This is a genomic window from Rhizobium sp. Root1334, assembly GCF_001426665.1.
Classification (GTDB): Bacteria; Pseudomonadota; Alphaproteobacteria; order Rhizobiales; family Rhizobiaceae; genus Pararhizobium.
In genome coordinates this window covers 14895-34043 of the sequence record NZ_LMEY01000010.1, presented here as the reverse complement: position 1 = coordinate 34043, position 19149 = coordinate 14895, and the positions used below count along the sequence as shown (strand labels likewise).

At 56.6% G+C, this 19149-nt stretch carries 18 protein-coding genes and 1 pseudogene; 11 read left to right on the top strand and 8 right to left on the bottom strand.

Going from position 1 to position 19149, the window contains the following annotated elements; genetic code table 11:
* The first annotated feature begins 235 nt into the window (after positions 1-235).
* The 4 genes from ASD36_RS13655 to ASD36_RS13640 all read left to right on the top strand — a co-directional run bounded on the left by ASD36_RS13655 (position 236) and on the right by ASD36_RS13640 (position 3633).
* The gene (locus ASD36_RS13655; protein ID WP_060511151.1) at positions 236-1636 is read left to right on the top strand and encodes a sensor histidine kinase; all 1401 of its coding nucleotides are present in this window, start codon (positions 236-238) and stop codon (positions 1634-1636) included.
* Positions 1633-2280, top strand: coding sequence for a response regulator transcription factor (locus ASD36_RS13650; protein ID WP_112834768.1), 648 nt, complete (start codon positions 1633-1635; stop codon positions 2278-2280). Before ASD36_RS13655 ends, ASD36_RS13650 begins: the two co-directional genes overlap by 4 nt.
* 314 nt (positions 2281-2594) lie before the next feature.
* A complete protein-coding gene (locus ASD36_RS13645) occupies positions 2595-2990 on the top strand; it encodes a DUF1236 domain-containing protein (RefSeq protein ID WP_060511147.1) in 396 nt (131 codons plus the stop codon).
* 457 nt (positions 2991-3447) lie between these two features.
* On the top strand, positions 3448-3633 hold the full coding sequence (locus tag ASD36_RS13640; RefSeq protein ID WP_060511145.1) for a hypothetical protein: 186 nt from the start codon (positions 3448-3450) through the stop codon (positions 3631-3633).
* A 65-nt stretch (positions 3634-3698) separates the two neighbouring features.
* On the opposite strand, the gene ASD36_RS13635 is transcribed toward ASD36_RS13640, so the two are convergent.
* A complete protein-coding gene (locus ASD36_RS13635) occupies positions 3699-4130 on the bottom strand; it encodes a hypothetical protein (protein WP_060511144.1) in 432 nt (143 codons plus the stop codon).
* Positions 4131-4543: 413 nt separating this feature from the next.
* Here ASD36_RS13635 and ASD36_RS13630 point away from each other — a divergent pair, with 413 nt between their 5' ends.
* From ASD36_RS13630 to ASD36_RS13620, 3 genes are all read left to right on the top strand, one after another.
* Positions 4544-4816 (top strand): hypothetical protein, encoded by a 273-nt coding sequence (locus tag ASD36_RS13630; protein WP_060511142.1) that lies wholly within the window; start codon positions 4544-4546, stop codon positions 4814-4816.
* Between the two features lie 202 nt (positions 4817-5018).
* A complete protein-coding gene (locus ASD36_RS13625; protein ID WP_060511140.1) occupies positions 5019-5270 on the top strand; it encodes a hypothetical protein in 252 nt (83 codons plus the stop codon).
* A 356-nt stretch (positions 5271-5626) separates the two neighbouring features.
* Positions 5627-6454, top strand: a complete 828-nt coding sequence (locus ASD36_RS13620; protein WP_060511138.1) for a Hint domain-containing protein — start codon at positions 5627-5629, stop codon at positions 6452-6454.
* A 130-nt stretch (positions 6455-6584) separates the two neighbouring features.
* Here the strand turns inward: ASD36_RS13620 and ASD36_RS13615 are convergent, their stop codons facing one another.
* From ASD36_RS13615 to ASD36_RS13600, 3 genes are all read right to left on the bottom strand, one after another.
* The gene (locus ASD36_RS13615; RefSeq protein ID WP_060511135.1) at positions 6585-6920 is read right to left on the bottom strand and encodes a hypothetical protein; all 336 of its coding nucleotides are present in this window, start codon (positions 6918-6920) and stop codon (positions 6585-6587) included.
* A gap of 330 nt (positions 6921-7250) precedes the next feature.
* Complete coding sequence (locus ASD36_RS13605; RefSeq protein WP_060511131.1) at positions 7251-7664, bottom strand: hypothetical protein; 414 nt, start codon at positions 7662-7664, stop codon at positions 7251-7253.
* 79 nt (positions 7665-7743) lie between these two features.
* The gene (locus tag ASD36_RS13600) at positions 7744-8448 is read right to left on the bottom strand and encodes an IS6 family transposase (protein WP_060511129.1); all 705 of its coding nucleotides are present in this window, start codon (positions 8446-8448) and stop codon (positions 7744-7746) included.
* A 51-nt stretch (positions 8449-8499) separates the two neighbouring features.
* Here ASD36_RS13600 and metB point away from each other — a divergent pair.
* Positions 8500-9492, top strand: a pseudogene (gene metB, locus ASD36_RS13595) (cystathionine gamma-synthase); the annotation flags it as partial.
* 153 nt (positions 9493-9645) lie between these two features.
* Here metB and ASD36_RS13590 read toward each other — a convergent pair.
* Positions 9646-9996, bottom strand: a complete 351-nt coding sequence (locus ASD36_RS13590) for a MarR family transcriptional regulator (protein WP_082562815.1) — start codon at positions 9994-9996, stop codon at positions 9646-9648.
* Positions 9997-10318: 322 nt separating this feature from the next.
* Between ASD36_RS13590 and ASD36_RS13585 the strand changes: the two genes are divergently transcribed.
* Positions 10319-12136 carry a chloride channel protein gene (locus ASD36_RS13585; RefSeq protein ID WP_060511199.1) on the top strand — a complete coding sequence of 606 codons (1818 nt, stop codon included), beginning with the start codon at positions 10319-10321 and terminating at the stop codon, positions 12134-12136.
* 283 nt (positions 12137-12419) lie between these two features.
* Here the strand turns inward: ASD36_RS13585 and ASD36_RS13580 are convergent, their stop codons facing one another.
* The 3 genes from ASD36_RS13580 to ASD36_RS13570 form a co-directional block, all read right to left on the bottom strand.
* Entirely contained in the window at positions 12420-12803 is a 384-nt protein-coding gene (locus tag ASD36_RS13580) for a response regulator (protein WP_060511125.1), read from the bottom strand.
* Between the two features lie 96 nt (positions 12804-12899).
* The gene (locus tag ASD36_RS13575) at positions 12900-13817 is read right to left on the bottom strand and encodes a DUF6671 family protein (RefSeq protein WP_060511123.1); all 918 of its coding nucleotides are present in this window, start codon (positions 13815-13817) and stop codon (positions 12900-12902) included.
* A 67-nt stretch (positions 13818-13884) separates the two neighbouring features.
* Positions 13885-14814, bottom strand: a complete 930-nt coding sequence (locus tag ASD36_RS13570) for a LysR family transcriptional regulator (RefSeq protein ID WP_060511121.1) — start codon at positions 14812-14814, stop codon at positions 13885-13887.
* 123 nt (positions 14815-14937) lie between these two features.
* Between ASD36_RS13570 and ASD36_RS13565 the strand changes: the two genes are divergently transcribed.
* Both ASD36_RS13565 and ASD36_RS13560 read left to right on the top strand, forming a co-directional pair.
* Positions 14938-16521: a proton-conducting transporter membrane subunit gene (locus ASD36_RS13565; protein WP_060511197.1), complete on the top strand. Its 1584-nt coding sequence runs from the start codon at positions 14938-14940 to the stop codon at positions 16519-16521.
* A 4-nt stretch (positions 16522-16525) separates the two neighbouring features.
* Positions 16526-18943 (top strand): DUF2309 domain-containing protein, encoded by a 2418-nt coding sequence (locus tag ASD36_RS13560; RefSeq protein WP_060511119.1) that lies wholly within the window; start codon positions 16526-16528, stop codon positions 18941-18943.
* Positions 18944-19149 lie beyond the last annotated feature (206 nt).

Here is a 19149-nt window from a genome sequence, read left to right as displayed (position 1 = left end):
GCGGATATGCAGCCGTCTTTAACGCGCTGAAAGTCCAGATCGTCTACCTGGAGCGACCCGGAAACGTTACACAAGGTTTAAGACGGCAGCTTCGGCTCAGCAATTCCCCCTTCGACGTTGCGACGTATACTTTTTCTGTCGGTCCTGCGTTATTGACGAATAGCCTCGACGCCTTACTTTGTGACGATTGATAGCGCGCCGGAGTAACATCGTGCGTTTGGGAGCTGAATCGATCATGCGGTTGTTCGCGGAGCGTTACCGCTGGAATACCCCCAGTCTGGCCCAACAGTTTCTCCTCATCGGAGGTTTGGTGTCTCTCGGGGCGACGATCATAGTCGGAGCGTTCGTTACCAGTCTGATTGAAGCTGCAGTCACCAGGAATACCGGGGCTGCGACCGCTCTATACGTCGACAGTGTCATTGCGCCCCTCTTACCAGACATGCAAACCAACAACGACCTCAGCGAATCGGTGCAACGAGCACTCGACGAGACTTTGGGCCAGGGCACACTGGGAAAACGGCTATTGTCGTTTCGTCTGTGGCGTCCCGATGGCACTATTCTATATTCAAACGAAAAAGCTCTGATCGGACGAAAACTACCGATCAGCGATGGACTGCAGACGGCATTAACAGGAACGATGGTTGCCGAATTCGACCACGCCGACGATGTAGGCAGTGAGACCGTGCGCGATAGCGGCCTGCCGGTGCTCGAAATTTACAATCCGGTCCTCCAGCCTTGGTCGGGTGAGGTCGTCGGCGTCCTGGAGTTTTATGAAATCGCCATCGACCTTCAGCAAAGTCTGAACCACGCCCGCTTGCAGAGCTGGCTCGCTGTCATAGCATTCACGATGTCTTTTTTCGCAATTCTGTCGGCCCTCGTGTTTAGAGGCAGCAAGATCATCGACAGTCAGGACAAGGCGCTGAAGCGTCGCATTCAAGAGCTGTCTGAACTTCTGTCGCAAAACGGCGAATTGAGTGCGAAGCTCCAGCGGGCGAGCGAGCGCACAACAGCCCTCAATGAACGGTATCTGCGACGCCTGGGGGCGGAACTTCATGATGGACCGGCACAGCTTGTCGCCCTGGCAGCACTGAAGGTGGACAGCGAGGCTATCAGCAATCCCCGAACTTCGCGGACGGTGCGGGACTCGGAAATCACATCGATCAAATCCAGTTTGGATGATGCGATGCAAGAAATCCGGACGATCTGCAGCGGTCTCGTGCTTCCGCAGATAGAAGGCGCCAACCTTCGGGAAGTTATTCAACGCGCGCTCAAAGCCCATAGTGAGCGCACAGGCACGCATGTCGAGCTGTCCCTATCTCCGACATCTCCCCAACTCTCGATCTCAGCGAAAATCTGCGTGTTCCGGTTTCTGCAGGAGGCGCTCAACAACGGCTATCGTCATGGCGGAGGCGCGGGGCAATATGTCATCCAGACCTACGAGGGAAAAACTGTCTCTGTTAAAGCCGGCGATCGCGGTCCAGGTTTTGACCCAACCAAAATGAAAACGTCCAGCCTTGGCTTGTCGGGCCTGCGAGAACGGGTTGAAAGCCTTGGGGGAACATTTGAATTGAAGACATCTGACCGGGGAACCGAGTTGTGCATGTCCTTAAACCTAGATGAAATGGAGCCCTCGTGATGGCAGAGATAACAATTGCGGTCATCGACGATCACCCGCTTTTCCGTGAAGGCGTCATGCGAATTCTTTCGGAAGTCCAAGGTTTCAAAATAGTTGGTGAAGGCTCAACAAGGGAGGACGCGCTTGAGATATGCGCCGCCCTGAAGCCCGACATCCTGCTCATGGATATTTCGATGCCAGGCGGTGGGCTGAATGCGATCCTGCCTATCCTGGAAATCAACTCCGAGCAAAAGATAATGATGCTGACAGTCTCGGAAACAAGCGACGACGTCATGAGCGCCCTGGACAAGGGGGCGAAGGCCTATGTTTTAAAGGGCGTCGGATCACGGGTGCTGGCGGACATAGTCAAATCGGTCGCTGCCGGGGAGACATATGTATCCCCGACCCTGTCAGCGCGGCTGCTCTCCAACATGGCATCGGCCGCCGCCTTGGCAAAGCAGCCCAATCCGATCAACGAATTGACGAGCCGCGAGCACGAGGTCCTGGACCTAGTTGCGGAAGGGCTCAGCAACAAGCGGATAGCGCTCCGGCTCGGCGTCCACGAGAAGACAATCAAACAGCATATGACCCATATTTTTGCAAAACTCGGCACCAGCAACAGAACGGAAGCTGCGATGGTCCTCCGCAATCGCACTCTCGTCTAGGGAGCTGCGGTTCAACCTGCCAGCAGACCAGTCGCTAGCATTGCAAAGATCAGTCCCACGATCGGTATCAAAAGCCAGCGGGCTTCATGCAAACTTGTGTCCATCGTCGGCTCCTATGTTCAATCCACCGTGAATAGAACGCACCGGAATTTGTTCCCCAGGATGATTTGGGACCGACGTTTACTGTGTCGATACAGGACTTTAGCCCTACCATTTTCTGGCGTTCGTCTCATAGAAGCCGGACTGTAGCCCTAGGCGGGAACAGCTTTCCAAGGATGACGTTGTGCTGCTGTAAACGGAAAAAGGAGCCTGTTATGAAAACGAAACTCATTCTCGCATCAGCCCTCGCCACAATGCTGCTCGGCGGCGCCGCTGTTGCAGAAGACGGCGCAGTTACCGGGGCGGCTGGTGGTGCGATCACTGGCGCAATCGTCGGCGGTCCCGTGGGCGCTGCAGTTGGTGGCGTCGCCGGCGCGATCGCGGGCGCTGTCATTGATCCCCCACCGGAACGTGTTGTCACCTACGTTCGACAGCAGCCTGTACAGCGTTCAGTTGTCCTCGAACAGCCTATCGTCGTCGGGAAGCCATTACCGCAAGAGGTGGTTCTGATGCCGATCGCGGAGGATCCCCGTTATTCCTACACGATCGTCAATGAGCAGCGTGTCATCGTCGACCCACAGACACGGACTGTTGTCCAGGTGATCCAGTAACGGTAACCGGTCCGGTGACATGATCGCCGTGAAGGAGATATGCAATGAACAGTTTGATCTGGCTCGTTGGAGCAATTGTAATCATCGGCGCAATCCTGTCGTTTATTGGGTTCGCCTAAATTTTGGCAGGGCGGTACGCGACGTGCCGCCCTGCTTCGTCACGCCTGCCCCCCGCCCCTCACTGAGATCAACAAATGTCATATCAACACACGCCAAAGTCCAGTTCCTCACTAGGCGGGGTTTTCTTCGTTATTTTTCTTGTGATGGCCGGACTGACCCTGGCAGTGCTCTCCACGAGCATGGCCGGACCGCCTAAACGACAGGTAACGGTGGTCTTGCCGGTTGGCAGCCCTCACTTCGAGCAGAACAAATAGCGTGCACCATTCACAGCTCGACCTCGCGTAGTCCAGGGGCCGCGTCAAAAGTGGTTTCAACGAGACGACCTAGGAGCGCTGCCATGTGGCTTGAGCTGACATCTGATACCGATGAAAAAATATACGTGAACGTTAATCAGCTGATTGTCATTTATCCGGCAGATGAGCACAAACTCACGCGGATTCTAACGTCTGGAGGGCCGATCACGATCAAGGAGCCAATGGCATTTCTCCAGTCAAAACTTGAAGGCGCGACCGGCAAACAGTAATCCAACTTGCTGCAAATCCCCGAGTTCAGGGCCGCCGAATGTCTTCGAGACGCACGCCATCAGTTTTAATGCAGAAATCTCAGACGAATCTCATCTGCGAGGGTGGCCTGCCGGTTCACGATAGTGCGCCCTTTGGAATCCTTCATGATATATCGGCCATTGCGCACGACCTCGCTGATCCCGTCGCTATGGCGAACAGATAGTCCTGCAGAACCGGTCTTGCCTTGCGAACCCTGACCCTTCGCGCCTTGGGAGTTTCCCCGGGTCTCGCTTTTGCCCGCGCCCTGATTGCCATTGCCGCCGCCGTTCCCGTTGCCCCCACCGTTTCCATTGCCGCCGCCATTTCCATTTCCGTTATTGCCATCTTTTGCAAAAACAGAATGGGGGGCAAGCTCAAGGGTAAAACCCGAAACCTTCACTGTGTAGGGCGTTGCCGCAAGGAATACGCTCAAGAGAATGCCGAGTTGAGACTGGACAAATTTTCGGCCCGTCGTCATGTGGGACTCCTTCCGAGCGAAGCTATCTAGCGCCCATCACCTGAAAGCACGCAGGCATGCGTACCATAGCGCTGTATACTCTGAATTTGACCGCGCAGATCGTCAACGGGACCTGATCGTTTTACCCCCATCCCAACCTGTTCTCTATCTCGTCCAGGCATGAGCCGTTTTGTGGTGGGGGTGAATCTCGCGCGATAACAAAAGGACCTGTCGTTTAAACAAATTTGGGGCAAAAACTCGTTGTTTGCAACCTCGCTAGGACCTTTGCCTTGAAATTCATTCCAAAGGTCTTGGCTTGTTAGAGGGCCGAAGCCGGATGGAGGGATGCTCCTCAAGAGTTATATTGACAGTAGGGGTGTCTCGCGATCAGCGCCAGCGCTGAAAAAAGAAGGTTAGGTATCACGAGGTCTGAAATGCCCGACGGATTTACGATTTACGCTTACACCTTAGGAGCTGGGAGTTCCTTGTCCTATGTGTCGGACGAAGCTCGGGCCTATGAAGAAGCGCGTCGTCATCGTCTCTTCCTCCTCGAAGATCCCACTCGAAAGCTTCCGCAGTATACGATTGTCTATAGGGTTTTGCTTCGCCCGGTGCAGATCGGAGCCCTCCTCGATATTTTGAATGACCGAGGTTGCGCGCTTGAGAGGCTGGTGGAAACCATGGAGCCGATCGGCAAGGTCGTTTGATCATGCATTACGTTTTCGTAATTGAGAATCATTCGGGCCCAGACCGTCCACGTATGGACGCGAAGGCGGTTGCCTCTAGGAACGTAAGGGCGAGCGGTTGGCGTGTCGCGTCTCGGCAGGCCAGAAACAGTGGAGGCTTCTTCATCCAAGGTAGGGCCAATACTCCATCACCGCGTCGATCCGACTGGAAGGAAACCGCACGATGACGCATTATGCCTGGACAATCAGAGCTAGCGGTTTGCAGGACGTACAAAAGGTCACAACGCTGCCGGAGCTTCACGACGTTCTTCAGTTGTTGAAGTTACCCGGAATAGCCCCGCCGGCATGGTTGACCATGGATCCTTGGCGCGAAGAGCTCTCCGGGGATGGCCGCTACGTCTATGATGAAGGCGGCTCGGATGAATGGTCCGTTGTCTGGACAAAAGTCTATTACGGGCCCGGTGACGTTACGTGAGAGGGACGCATTTTTACGAAATCTCTTTAGCTTTATGAGACAGGATGACCCGCCGCTCGAAAAGCACGACGGGTCTAACTGGGGGTGGCCATGCCGCCGTGTCTATGCAATCCACGGCGAAGGTTGAACCGGTGATTTACCAATCGGTTCCGGCGTAGTTGATACATAGGACCTTTGCAAGCCCACGATGGACTTTGGTCCTTCACATCAAGCCACCTTTTGGATGTCCAAATTTGCGATATCGCCCAACGGTTCATCTAATCGCTCGGTCGGATGATAAACATACGCACTTTTAACAGGCTCTATTCTGGACGTAAGGCATCTATCGTTCTCCAACATCAACGATGGAGAAAAAAATGCCCACTCCCAGTGATCGCTCACTCAAGACGCAGCTGGCACGGCGCCATTTCTTGGGCATTGCTGCAGCCGCGGGCGCCAGGGTTGCCGCAGTAACAACCGCGGCAGGCTCGATTCTATCACCTTCAAACGCCAACAGCATGGGGAGAAACTGGGGCAAGCATGAGGGAAAAGGACAACACGGGTCAAATTGCTTTCTGCGCGGGACCACCCTCTCCACGCCGGCCGGCGAAGTAAACGTCGAAGAGCTTTCCATCGGGGACTTGATAACGACGGTGAATGGGGAAGCGATGCCCGTCCGGTGGATTGGTCGTCGAACCTACAAGCCCACCCGTTATTCCGCGGCCGAAAACGTGATGCCAATTCGAATCCGACGACATGCCTTGGACGGACAAGTGCCTCATAGCGACCTTTATTTATCGCCGGGGCATGCTTTGCTTGTTGACGGGGTTTTGATCCGGGTGATGGACCTCGTAAATGGGGCATCCATTGCCCCAGCTCTACCTGAGGGGATAAACGCTGTCGAATACTTCCATATTTTACTCGATGGGCATCAAGTAATCCTTGCTCAGGGTGCGCCAACCGAAACCCTGCTTTTGGACGGACAAAATGACGAGCACTTCGCGAACTTCGCTGAACTGCGGCAACTACTTCCGGGGATTTTGAATACGCCAATGAAGCCTGCTGCGCCGATCGTTGGCTACGGAGGGAAGAAGCATCTGAAAGCTCTATTGCGTATTGCGGCGAGCCTCGTCGCGGGACATGAAGTAATATTGGATGACTATGAAAAAATCGCGGCTCGCGCGTATTCGGTTGCCCAGTTCTAAACTCTTTCACGAGGCGTTGGCTTCTGTCAGCACGGAACTGTTCAGGGGCACGACAGGAAGAAAAATGAATCTATTTGCCGCAGCTGGTCCTGCGGCATTTATTCTCGTTTTTGCAGATACCAGTTTACGTCTATCTCGAAAGACGTCTGGCGATAATACCGAAAACAATAACCACTCCGATCGTGCCTGTGAAGCCAATGAGCGCATTGATAGAATTGCGCAGCTGTTTCGCGGACGAGGAGATCGCGGGTTTTTGAAGCTCCGAAACTCTTTCTCGGAGATGGGCTACGTAAGCCATGAGCCGGCGAATTTCTTCGATATCGGAGAGGCCCGCCTTACCTTGAATCGGCTCAGGGGCATCGTGGTTATCAAACTCCGCGCTCTTTAATTCCGCGAAATATTCGTCGATCTCGTTTTTACCCCTCGAAAGGGCCCGCTTACTCGGTTTTTCACTTCTGCCGCTCATGATTCATTTGCTCCACATACAGATGTCTGGCAACGCGTAAGACGGAAAAGGATGCACATAGAATCTGCCCCACAACGTTAGGCACAGTAAGTTAGGCGCCTTCCCTATCTGTCTGCCCGCTGGGTCTGTTCGTCCTGATATCCTTCACTACTTCCTCGACAGCCATCAGCGCCTCCTCTACGGTCCAACCGGATGATGCGGCTCCAGATATGATCGCGTCCACAAGGGGGTGGACAAGCTCTTCGCACTCCATCGTACGCTGCATATCTCCAAGTTCATGAGTCGGTGGGGGGATTTGCATGTTGGTCTCCTTCGCATGGAAACCCTGGGCTAGATAGAATGTTCCCCAAAGGTTGATTCGGTCCAATCGAAGTGTATTGACAGCGCGGCTAAGGCAGGAGAGGTGCAGAACTTGACAATGAAGGCTTCGCTACGCTCGATAAGTTCCGGATAGCGGTTGAGCGGCCAGATGGCGAGGATTTGACGATGGTACCGGTGACCGAGCCAGAAGGACAATCCGTCCCCGAAGATCGCGCCAAGAATTGCTGCGGCCAACAAGGGCCAGAGGACTAGAACACCGCTCGGCACGAGCGCGCTGAGGACAAGGATGGCACCGTGCCCGGAGCAACCACGCCAATGATCGGGATGGACTCGGAGAGCGCAAGCAGGACACCGCGCGGTATAGGCAATGTGGGGACGCCCGACCAGCCACTGGATCACCGATAAGACAAAAGACGCGACCATGCCGGTGATCCTACAGGATGTTGGTGGGAGTTGTCACGTTATCGAGCGTTGAGCGGTCTTTGTCGCAGGCAGCCTGCTATCAAGCCGCCGCACCGGTGACAGCCTTCCAGTGCGCCATTGCGCGGATGCGATGAATGTGGGTGGCCAGTGCGGATCGTTTGTGACGTGGGGTGACGAAGAGATTTCGAAGCGCGGAGAAGATGGAGATGAAGCGCTGCAGACTTCCCGTTGATCGGAAACCTTGCATCGTCCTCTCCCGTTTCCGCAGTGGCAGATGGGAGTTTTCCGCTCGATTGTTGAGCCCCTTGTGGGATCGGTGCTCGACAGCCGGCATAACCTCACGCTTGGCTGCGCCATACGAGCGGAGCTTGTCGGTGATGATCCGCTTGGGCGGCATACCTGCTTTCTTCAGTAGACTTATAAGCAGTCGCTTGGCAGCCTTCGTATCGCGTCGGCTCTGAACAATCTCGTCGAGAACATAGCCATCTTGATCAACGGCACGCCAAAGCCAGTGCTTTCTGCCGGCGATGGAAATCACCACCTCGTCCAGATGCCAGACATCCTGGCGCGAAGGTCGCCTGCGACGAAGCTGTTTTGCGTAGGCCGGCCCGAATTTCCGACCCCATCGCCGGATCGTTTCATACGAGACGACAATTCCGCGCTCCAACAGCATTTCCTCGACAAGGCGTAAGCTCAGCGGAAACCTGAAATACAGCCAGACCGCATTCGAGATGATCTGATGCGGGAAACGGTGGCGCTTGTAGCTGACGGCAGGGCTCTTCATCCCCCGTCTCTATGCCCAATTCACTGACGCTGCGTTTATGTGACAATACCACTAGCAAAGCTTGAGGGCGGAGCGGGAGCCGTGGTGACATCATCGGGAATGGCGGCCGTGAATCTGATTCTCAGTCTTTTAAAACCCGGCGATCGCGTCATTGCGCCACACGACTGTTACGGCGGAACATACCGACTGCTCCGGGCTCTGTGCGACCGAGGTCATTTCGAAGTAGAGTTCGTCGATCAGCAGGACACGGCCATGTTTGATGCAGCCCTGCAACGGCGTGTTTCACTGGTGATGGTTGAAACACCAAGTAATCCGCTCATGCGGGTGGTTGATATCAAAGCTATTGCGGAGCGCGCGAAGTCCGCCAACGCCCGTCTTGTCGTTGACAACACCTTCCTGTCGCCTGCGCTGCAACAGCCCATTGCGCTGGGAGCCGATTTCGTCGTTCATTCTACAACAAAGTATCTGAATGGTCACTCCGACGTCGTGGGCGGCGCAGTAATTGCGGCCAATTCCCGCGATGTAGAAGAACTTAAAGCTTGGGCGAACCTCATCGGCGTCACAGGCTCGCCCTTTGATTCCTACCTAACCCTACGTGGAATCAGAACCCTCTTCCCGCGGATCGAACAACAGCAAAAGACCGCCGCTGCAGTGGCGGCATTTCTCGATCGGCGGCCTGAGGTCCGGGTGGTCCACTACCCCGGACTGGACACCCATCCCGGCAGGGAGCTCGCGCTGCGTCAGCAAAAAGGTTTCGGTGCCATGCTGAGTTTTGAACTGGAGGGAGGCTTGGAGGCGGTGCGCAGCTTCGTCACTGCATTAAAAGTCTTCACTCTCGCCGAGTCGCTCGGCGGCGTGGAAAGTCTGATCGCCCATCCAACGACCATGACCCACGCCGGAATGGGTGAGGAAGCCCGTCTGGCTGCAGGGATCAATGACAGCCTGCTGCGAGTTTCGATTGGCCTGGAAGCCGAGCAGGACCTAATATCCGATCTTGCGTGCAGTCTGGCCGTCACAGGGACCAGCTCTCGGAAACAAACCTGAATTTAAAAAGGAACTGTTCGGCGCTTCTGACAATCAGAAAGTGGCGTTGGCGACAGATCGAATTTCCACCTCACCAGCATTCTGCCACGTGCTGCCCTATCCCAAATTATGGTCGGTGCAACGTTGGGTTTCCGCACCACGCCCATTGGGACCTCATTTAAAGTCGTTTTGCAGACGCTGAAGAATCGTTATGAGTTCGGGGGCCATGTCGCGCACCTCCTTGAGATGAGCTGCACTTAACCGCAGCAGCACCGCGTCGGCCTTTTCCGTTAACTCCAATGTCTGTCGTCGCTTGTCCGTGGGGTCGGAATTTCGGGTCACCAGACCGGCGGCGCTCAGGCGACCTACAAGCTCAGTTGCCGAGTGCGGCGCAATCAGTAGCCGGCTCGCCAGCACTCCAATCGTCATAGGGTCATCTAAAGTATGTCCCTTGATTACAAGCAATGCCTGGTGCTGCTGGACTGGGAGGCCTTCGTCCTGGGCAGCGCATGTGCTGAAATTCATAAACTTTCGCAGTGTGAAACGCAGGTTGGCGAGCGCCTCATAGTCACTTTCGCTCAGGGTGTCTCTATTCACTTCCCACCATCTCTCCGTTTCGTTGAACTCATCCGGCACCTCCCGTCCCCTGATCTACTCTAGTCGGTCCCGGGTGAAGGCTCGGACATCAATGGCTTCCGGCGAAAAGCTTTCCCAGCCTTTTTTTATCATGGCGACGAGAATCCACGACCAACAAAATCATTGATTTATATCGTAGCACGATATATCTGCGCCTCGATAAGGAAATGTGACGCGCTGAAGTGCAGCCGGACCGGGAGAATTCGCGTTGATAAACCCTGAAACGAGACCGCCGCATCGCCAACATGATTTCACCGGTGGGCTTGCCCGGCGGGAAGCCGGTGACTTCACAACGGACAAGCGCGTTCTTCTGTTGATCGGCATGGCGATCATCGTCGGTACAGGAGGAGCGTTGGCTGCGTGGGTGCTCGTCAATCTGATCGCACTTGTGACAAGCGTCGTGTGGTTTGGGCACTTCAGCACTGAGCCATCATCCCTGGCAAATGCTCCACGGTCGCTCTGGATGGTCTCTGCACCCGTGATCGGCGGGCTAATCATAGGCTTGATGGCACGCTTTGGTTCTGAAAAAATCCGCGGCCACGGTATTCCCGAAGCGATAGAGGCCATCTTGATTGGTGGCAGCCGGATGTCGCCCAAGGTTGCGCTCCTAAAGCCGCTGTCCTCAGCGATTTCGATCGGAGCTGGCGGACCGTTCGGCGCTGAGGGCCCAATCATCATGACGGGTGGCGCTATCGGTTCTTTATTTGCCCAATTCTTCCATATGAGTGCGGCTGAACGTAAAACGCTGCTGGTCGCTGGTGCCGCAGCCGGCATGACGGCAATTTTCGGCTCGCCTATTGCCGCTTTGATGCTCGCGGTGGAATTGCTGTTGTTTGAATGGAAGCCGCGAAGCTTCATTCCGGTGGCCGTCGCGGCATGCGTCGCGATCTGCTGGCGGCCCTTCCTTTTTGATCCAGGTCCACTTTTTCCGACGAATTTCCACGCTCATCTTCCCTGGTGGGGTATTTTTCTGTGCGCGGCGATGGGCATCATCTCGGGCCTTCAGTCCGGCGTGCTGACGACGCTGCTCTACAAGATCGAGGATGCCTTCGAAAAACTCCCAATTCATTGGATGTGGTGGCCAGCCATCGGCGGCTTGATCGTTGGATTGGGTGGCCTCCTGGAACCGCGTGCGCTTGGCGTCGGCTACGACATCATCTCAGATCTTCTCTCCAACCATATCGCTGCGAATGCCGTCCTTGCTATCCTTCTTGTGAAGGCGACAATCTGGCTGGTCGCGTTGTCATCTGGAACTTCCGGTGGTGTCCTTGCACCACTTCTCATTCTGGGTGGCGCTCTCGGCTGGCTGGTTGGCCTTGTCTTTCCCGGAGATCCAGGTTTCTGGGCGCTCCTCGGTATGGCAGCGATGATTGGTGGGACCATGCGGGCGCCTTTGACCGGGACATTCTTCGCGGTCGAGATTACGGGAGACATCAGCGCTCTCGTGCCCTTGCTTGCTGCCACGGTCACCGCCTATGCCGTAACCGTTCTTCTGCTTCGTCGCTCGATTCTTACCGAAAAGATTGCTCGCCGCGGCCAGCACATCACGCGCGAATATGGGATCGACCCCTTTGAATTCACACGCGCTGCTGACATCATGGTTCGTAAGGTCGATACCTTGCCTGCCTCCATGACCATCGGAGCAGCCTGCAACTTCCTCTCCTCCGAGGAGAAAACGCATCGGATCTATCCGGTCGTCGAAGCTGACGGGGCATTGGTCGGCGTCGTGTCTCGGGCCGATGCACTTCGCTGGCAGGGAGACAAGGAGCTTGCGGATCAAACTCTGGCAGACCGGGTTTCCGACGGGTCAATTCCAGTGGGCCACACCGATGATACGGTTGCCTTCATCGCAGACCTTATGCTCGCCGCGGAAACTGGTCGTATTCCGATCGTCGATCTGGCTTCTGGCAAGCTAGTGGGCCTGATCGCGCGTAAAGATCTGTTGCGTCTGAGAAGCGCGCTTCAATCCTCGGAACTGGAGCGCCGTCCTTATTTTGGATCCGTGCCGCCGGCGCAGAATCCCACTTAGGATTTCGGCCGGTGTTGAAATCTTGGCTGATTGGAGATTTTTCCGCTGAGCTGTTTCAAGCAAGGAAGCTGACATCCGGCCTCTGAAATTGTTGGCCGTCGCTGGACGCTTGCGCGGCGTGGAAACGTTTGGAAATCCTTGACTTCATTGGTGAGCCCAGACGAAATGAGGTAACTTCAACCGAAACTGAATACTATTCTCCGCAATCGGTTATCTCGCTATTCGCATCGTAGTAACGCAACCCGTTAAAAAGCGGGATTAACCCAGGACGCATAAGTACTTCTCAAGCTGAGACATTGCTCTCATTTATGAGCTGTGAGATTGCCGTCAGAATTTGTACGTTGGCGAATGGTTTTCCAATCATCAAGCTGTTCGGAACGCCGTTGGCAGACCACTCGAAACTGCTGTCACCACTCATGTAAACAATTGGCATGTTGGGCACGAGTTCCCGGGCTCTGTGGCCGACATCCCAGCCACTTGGACCAGCACCCAGCCTGATATCCGTGAGAACACCTTTAAAACGCTCTGCGTCCTTGTTGAGTTCTTCAATTGCCTGCGTTCCATTATTGGCAACGACCACCTGGAAGCCACCCTCTGTCAGAGCTTCTTCCAGAACGATATGCAGCAGGGCCTCATCTTCAACAAGGAGCAAAAGAATTTCGGACATAGGATTTCCTCAAATTGCGAGAATAGGCGATCTAGGGCAGTCAAAGGGCTCTGCCATAGCATTACTCCCAGAAGCGTAAGATATCTTGAATGCTGGCTAAGGGTTGCAGGAAGGACAGAATGTGGGATCCGCTTCCGCGCCGATTGATCGCTCGACAAGCTGCTCGGCATGGCAGGCCACGCAACTCATGACATCGTGGGACGGCAATTGCGTCCGGCAGCCACAAGCGCTGCAGCGGAGCCCACCTTTGATGCCCACCCAACCCCACCCTGGATGGTTGCAATCGGGACACAGGGTTGTAAGACGCTTTGTGAAGAGTTCCCCGAGTTTAGCGATGACAACCATCCGCCGGGGGTTCATGAACGCCCGCATATCTGTCTGGAGGCGAGCTTGCGCAGTTGGCGACAAAGAGATCGCGCGCCTCGTCGCATCGATCAACGTCGACTGGTCTCGTACGCCTTTGGCTAAGATAGATTTTGCGCCGACCACGCTGACAACAAGAGCCTGACGAGGAAAGTCGATTGCTCGAATAAAGTCCTCAGCCTCAGCGATGTCTTTTATATCCCGATGAGCGAAACTGGGAGTTTCGTCGATCATCATATCAATAATATCGATGCCCGATCCCGTATCGTGCCACACAAGAAGTTCACGACCTGCCGGAATGAACGGAACGAACGGATGTGAACCGTAAGATCCTTCACTTCCAATACCAATTGTCAGGCCAGTCAAGGTCGCAGCAGCCCTTGCCTTTGCCCTCGCGGCATCCAGCATGGTTCCTTGTCTTTTCGTTTCGCCAGTGAATGTGCCAAAAGCATCGGTATCCAGGCCGTTCGGGACGACGAGATCAACGCCGATGTTGGCAAAGGATGGCGACAGGGCATCTGCTTTTCCGTGCATCGTCCCGAGCGCTGCTCGGGACGCGAGGGATGAACAGATTAACGACGTGAGCTTGGACGCTGCATCACCTTCTCCGGCTCGATAATTTTCTGTCCCGAACAAACCCAGAGATTTCATTTCGCCCGCTCTGACCAATGCTAATGGTGGGCTTTTCTAGCGCGCAAAATTCCTTGTTAAAAATACATTATTCTGGTGTTTTCGTTCTTTTTAATAGAACGGTTTCGCTTGGTGTGCCCCGCGCACCCGTTGGGTTGATGAGAGGTGCTATAAGGGGGTTGGGAAAACGACGCTTCACGGTTACTGCGTAGAAGGACTCGATCATGCCTGGCAACGCGTCGAATTCGATCAGCGTGCCGACCTCCAGTTCGCCTTTGACGACAATAGGCGGCAGAACGGCAAGACCAACTCCTTCGCGTGCGAGAAGACGCATCATCGCCATGTCGTCCACTTCTGCTGCAATTTGCGGCATGATACCGAGCCGTGAGACGAGCGCCTCGAACTGCGCGCGTACACCGCTTTCCAGCGTTGGGAGGATAACGGGATATTCCCCGAGAAGGTCAGCAAGGCTTGCGTCAGGTTTTCCGTAGGACGGTTTGCCGATCAAGCTTACCCGTTGCTGGTAGAGCTGCTGGGCGATGAAGGGTGTTACAGAATCCGTTCTTGGCGCCTGGTTCAAGAGGACGATGTCAAGGTTTAGTGCTTCGAGCCCGCCCAGCAACTCGCTGGTGCTGCCGGAACGCAGGATCATATCGACATCGGAGCGCCCGAGGATGGGGCGCAGGAACTCCATCTGAAAGTTGCGCGACAGCGTCGCGAGCGCGCCGATGCGAATTGCGCGGCGCATCCTACCGGTTTCCTTCAATGTCTCGACCAGTTCCTCGCCGGCCGCGAAGATCGTGTCGGCATGGTCGAGCGCGATGCGACCTGCCTCAGTCAGATAGAGTTGTCGGCCACGACGTTCGAACAGTGCGTGGCCGAGGCGCTCTTCCAATTGCTTTATCTGGGTCGACAGCGCTGATTGGGACAGGTTTAGCCGTTCGGCGGTTCGCGTCAGGTTGCCGTCATGCGCGACGGCACGAAAATAGCGGAGATGATGATAATTGAGCTCAAGCATTCTTCTATTTTATAGAACGAATTTGCAGAAACAATGAATTTTTATCAGAGCTACACAGCTGATAACACCTCCGTCAGATCGACGCCGCTTTCCAAAAGTGTCGGCCCCAACTGGAGATCGTTCATGATTGTTAGTCTGCCGCTGATAGCGCCGATGCTTCTCGCCGTTGCGTCCTTGTATTGTTTCCTGGCGCCGGGCCTTCGTCCCCGCGTTGCAATTTGCATTGCAGAGCTGTCGGCAATCGGCGCATTCGGAGTTGCTGTCTTGTCCTGCATTGTTTTGGCTCTGCACGGCCCAGAAACCAGCCCGCCTATCGGCTTTAGCTACTTCACGTTCGCGTCCCGACTCGATCTCGTCAGTCTGGTGATGCTTCTGCTCGTCTCCTTCATCGGCTGGGTCGTGCTGCGTTACGCCGGTACCTTCCTCGACGGGGAGGCACGACAAAGTCCATTCACTGGCTGGATGACCGCGACGCTCGCGGCCGTTCTTTTCCTCGTGCAATCCGGCACGCTGATGCAGCTTGTTGTCGGCTGGGTCGCGTCTAGCCTGTTTTTGCACCAACTCCTGTTGTTCTACCCGGAGCGAATCGCTGCCCAGCGAGCGGCCCGCAAGAAGTTCATCGTTTCGCGGATGGGTGACCTTGCTCTGGTTGGTGCCATGGTGTTGCTCGCCGTCACCTTCGGAACCGCAGATATTGCGACGATCCTCACGGCTGCGCGGGAGGGCGAAGGTCTGCCATTGACCATAGGTGCTGCTGCGCTGCTCGCAATCGCCGCGCTTGTCAAATCCGCGCAATTCCCGACCCATGGATGGCTGACAGAAGTGATGGAAACGCCAACCCCGGTCTCCGCGCTGCTGCATGCCGGTGTGGTCAACGGCGGCGGCTTCCTGCTCATCCGCTTTGCCGACGTCCTGTTGCAGGCACCGATCGTGCTTGCGGTGCTGGTCATGGTCGGGGGCTTCACAGCGGTCTTCGGCAGTGTTGTCATGCTCACCCAATCGGCGGTCAAAACCTCACTTGCCTGGTCGACGGTCGCGCAGATGGGCTTCATGATCCTGCAATGCGGTCTGGCGCTCTTTCCCATCGCGCTTCTTCACATCGTGGCCCACTCGCTTTACAAGGCCCATGCTTTTCTATCGTCCGGCTCCGCGATTGAAACAGTCTCTTCAATCAGGCGTCCCGGCCCTGTCACAGTTCCCAGTGCAAAAGCTGTCGGTCGCGCCTTCTTTGCAGCACTCGCCATCTATGCTGTGATTGGACTGCTCTTCGGTTTCGCAGGCAAGCCACCGCAGGCGCTCGCACTCGGTGCGATCCTGATATTCGGTGTCGCCTATCTCATCGCCCAGGGGCTTGCGGACGCGGCGCCGCGTGCTCTGACCTGGCGAACGTCACTGTACGCAATCGCAGCTGCCACGGCCTACTTCGCACTCCAGTGGATCGCCGACTACCTGATGCTCGGCACGCTGCCGGCAACACCGCAGCCCGGTCCGCTCGAGTGGACACTGATGCTGCTCGCCGTCGTCACCTTCGGCGTGGTGGCGGTGGCCCAGTCGCTGTTCCCGCTCTGGGCCTATCATCCGGCGGCGGCGGGCCTCAGGGTCCATCTCGCCAACGGCCTTTATGTCAATGCCCTCTTCGATCGCCTGCTCGGCGGCTGGACCCTCTCGCGTTCCGCCTCGCCAACCCCAGCTTCCGTGAAGGAGTGAACCTATGAACGAGATAACCACAGTCGACACGCTGATCGGCGAAGCCCTGGCGCGGGCTGCAGATCAGGCGGTGCGGGCCATCCCACCGGCCTGGCCACTCACGGCGACGGTCGCCGTCAACCCTTTCCTTGGCCAGGTAGTCGAAACCCTCGACCAGACGGCTGCTCGAATCGCCCGGATCGCCGGCGTGCGGCTCGCGTTGCCGCGCAAGCACTATGTCCAGAAGATCGAGAGCGGTGATATCATCGACGAGGATCTCGTTGCGGCGCTCGATTCACACCCGCTCTTCAATCGCATCGACCTTTTAGCCTTGAAAGCCATGGTTTTCGAGGAGGCGCAACCGATCGCTGCTTTGCCGACCGTCGCCGAACTCGCAGCGAGTGCTACGGGGAAAGACTGGCCGGGGCTCATTTCAGATCGGATTGGGACCTTTGCTGCCGGTTTCTTCGATCAGGGCCACGCACTCTGGGCCTCTTCCCGGCGCAACGGCCTCTATGCCGCATGGCGTGCGTTCGCGACCCATGACCTAACGCCGGAAATCCTTGGCCTCAAGGGTTTTGGTACTCATGTGGCGGAAACGCCGGAAACGCCGCATGTTGCCATCGAGCGGGCCACCATCTCGCTCGGCCTCGGCGCGGAGCCCGGCACCTATTTCCACCAGCTTCTGTTGACTGTCGGTGGCTGGGCGCAGTTCGCGCGCCACATCCAGTTCAAGGCCGAGATCGAGGGTCGGACGGATACGACGGCGCTCGAACTGCTGGCGATCCGGCTTGTCTTCGAAGAGGCGCTTTATGCGCGTCACAAGGCTGGAATCGAGAGCGAGTGGCAGCGGGTACGGCGCACCCATGTCGAGCCGATCAACCCCGATTTCGACACCGTCATCGACGGGTTGCTGCAGGTGGCTGCCGAGCGCGCAGCGCAGCGGAAGCTCGCCGTGAAGCTTGCTGCACCCTCGACAATCAAGATTGCCGAGTTGCGGCCGGTTCTGCAGGCCGCCTTCTGCATCGACGTGCGCTCTGAAGTCTTCAGGCGCTCGCTGGAAAGCATCGATCCGGGCATTCGGACGCTCGGCTTTGCCGGCTTCTTCGGTCTCGGCGCAAGTCACAAGGGTTTTGCCTCCGACGTCTCCGAACACCGTCTGCCGGTCTTGCTGAAGCCATCCGTCTTCAGCTGCAGTGCCGTCGATCACGATCAGGATGCCGACCAGCAGGCGCGGTTCAGCGCCCGTGCGGTTCGGGCCTGGGGCCGGTTCAAGCTGGCCGCTGTTTCCTCCTTTGCTTTCGTCGAGGCGATGGGCCCCATTTATGCCGGCAAGCTGGTGCGCGATGGTCTGGGCTTCAGCAAGGGCAAGGGTCCGGATACCGCCAAGCCCCGCTTTGGCCCCAGCCTCGACCTCGAAACCCGGGCCGTTATTGCTGAAACAGTACTCAAGGCCATGTCGCTCACCGAAGATTTTGGCCGCTTCGTGCTGATCTCCGGGCATGGCGCCAACGTGATCAATAATCCATACGCCAGCGCCTTCCATTGCGGTGCCTGCGGCGGCTACGCGGGCGACGTCAATGCCCGTCTGCTGGCCGACCTGCTGAACGATCGCGCGGTGCGCGAGCAGCTTGCAACCAACGGCATCGCCGTCCCTGCGGACACCGTCTTCCTTGGCAGCCTGCACGATACGACGACGGATACCGTGACGCTGTTCGAAGGCGATCTTGAGAACGACATCGGGGCCGAGGACATCGACCGTATCCGGCAATGGCTCGCCCAAGCTGGCCGGTTGACGCGGGCCGAGAGGGCGAGACGTTTGCCGCGGGCAACGGCGCAGAGCGTCATTGAGCGCAGCCGGGATTGGTCGGAAGTCCGGCCAGAGCTCGGGCTTGCCGGCTGCCGTGCCTTTATCGCCGCGCCGCGGAAGCGCACCGCCGGTCGGTCGCTGGAAGGTCAGGCTTTCCTGCACGACTATGCCTGGCGCAAGGATGAGGGCTTCAAGATCCTTGAGCTCATCCTCACGGCCCCCGTCGTCGTCGCGAGCTGGATCAGCCTGCAATATTTCGGCTCCACGGTCGCGCCCACGCTCTTCGGGGCGGGCAACAAGCTGCTGCACAATGTCGTCGGTGGCATTGGAGTGGTCGAGGGCAATGGCGGAAACCTGCGCGCAGGCCTTCCTTGGCAGTCGGTGCATGACGGTGTGGATTTCGTCCACGAGCCGCTTCGCCTGACCGTGGCCGTCGAGGCACCGAAAGAGGCGATCTCCGACATCTTGAAGCGGCATCCGCAGGTGCGTGGCCTCTTCGACAATGGATGGCTTAGCCTCTTTGCGCTCGACGAGAACGGGCAGATGGTCTGGCGTTATGATGGCGGGCTTAATTGGCGAGACGAACGTCAGCAGGACACAAAAAATTGCGCGCATGCGAATGCCATCGCCTGACTGTCCTGACGTCGATCAGCGAAGATATGGATTAATAACTCGGCGCACTACGCTTGCGCTGCGCCGAGTCGTGCCGCCCGGTGCTCATGATATCCCACGAGATTATCGGCTGTGACTGTTATCGCGCCGACCAACCGAAAGACGAGGCAAAATGACCGCAAATCCAACAATCGATAGCTTTGCCGTCCCAAAAGGATTCGTTCAGA

Bases quoted from the DNA above. Each gene is read 5' to 3' on its own strand.
- ASD36_RS13655 (WP_060511151.1), top strand. From the start codon at position 236: ATGCGGTTGTTCGCGGAGCGTTACCGCTGGAATACCCCCAGTCTGGCC.
- ASD36_RS13645 (WP_060511147.1), top strand. From the start codon at position 2,595: ATGAAAACGAAACTCATTCTCGCATCAGCCCTCGCCACAATGCTGCTC.
- ASD36_RS13640 (WP_060511145.1), top strand. From the start codon at position 3,448: ATGTGGCTTGAGCTGACATCTGATACCGATGAAAAAATATACGTGAAC.
- ASD36_RS13635 (WP_060511144.1), bottom strand. From the start codon at position 4,130: ATGACGACGGGCCGAAAATTTGTCCAGTCTCAACTCGGCATTCTCTTG.
- ASD36_RS13630 (WP_060511142.1), top strand. From the start codon at position 4,544: ATGCCCGACGGATTTACGATTTACGCTTACACCTTAGGAGCTGGGAGT.
- ASD36_RS13625 (WP_060511140.1), top strand. From the start codon at position 5,019: ATGACGCATTATGCCTGGACAATCAGAGCTAGCGGTTTGCAGGACGTA.
- ASD36_RS13620 (WP_060511138.1), top strand. From the start codon at position 5,627: ATGCCCACTCCCAGTGATCGCTCACTCAAGACGCAGCTGGCACGGCGC.
- ASD36_RS13615 (WP_060511135.1), bottom strand. From the start codon at position 6,920: ATGAGCGGCAGAAGTGAAAAACCGAGTAAGCGGGCCCTTTCGAGGGGT.
- ASD36_RS13605 (WP_060511131.1), bottom strand. From the start codon at position 7,664: ATGGTCGCGTCTTTTGTCTTATCGGTGATCCAGTGGCTGGTCGGGCGT.
- ASD36_RS13600 (WP_060511129.1), bottom strand. From the start codon at position 8,448: ATGAAGAGCCCTGCCGTCAGCTACAAGCGCCACCGTTTCCCGCATCAG.
- ASD36_RS13590 (WP_082562815.1), bottom strand. From the start codon at position 9,996: ATGAATTTCAGCACATGCGCTGCCCAGGACGAAGGCCTCCCAGTCCAG.
- ASD36_RS13580 (WP_060511125.1), bottom strand. From the start codon at position 12,803: ATGTCCGAAATTCTTTTGCTCCTTGTTGAAGATGAGGCCCTGCTGCAT.
- ASD36_RS13575 (WP_060511123.1), bottom strand. From the start codon at position 13,817: ATGAAATCTCTGGGTTTGTTCGGGACAGAAAATTATCGAGCCGGAGAA.
- ASD36_RS13570 (WP_060511121.1), bottom strand. From the start codon at position 14,814: ATGCTTGAGCTCAATTATCATCATCTCCGCTATTTTCGTGCCGTCGCG.
- ASD36_RS13565 (WP_060511197.1), top strand. From the start codon at position 14,938: ATGATTGTTAGTCTGCCGCTGATAGCGCCGATGCTTCTCGCCGTTGCG.
- ASD36_RS13560 (WP_060511119.1), top strand. From the start codon at position 16,526: ATGAACGAGATAACCACAGTCGACACGCTGATCGGCGAAGCCCTGGCG.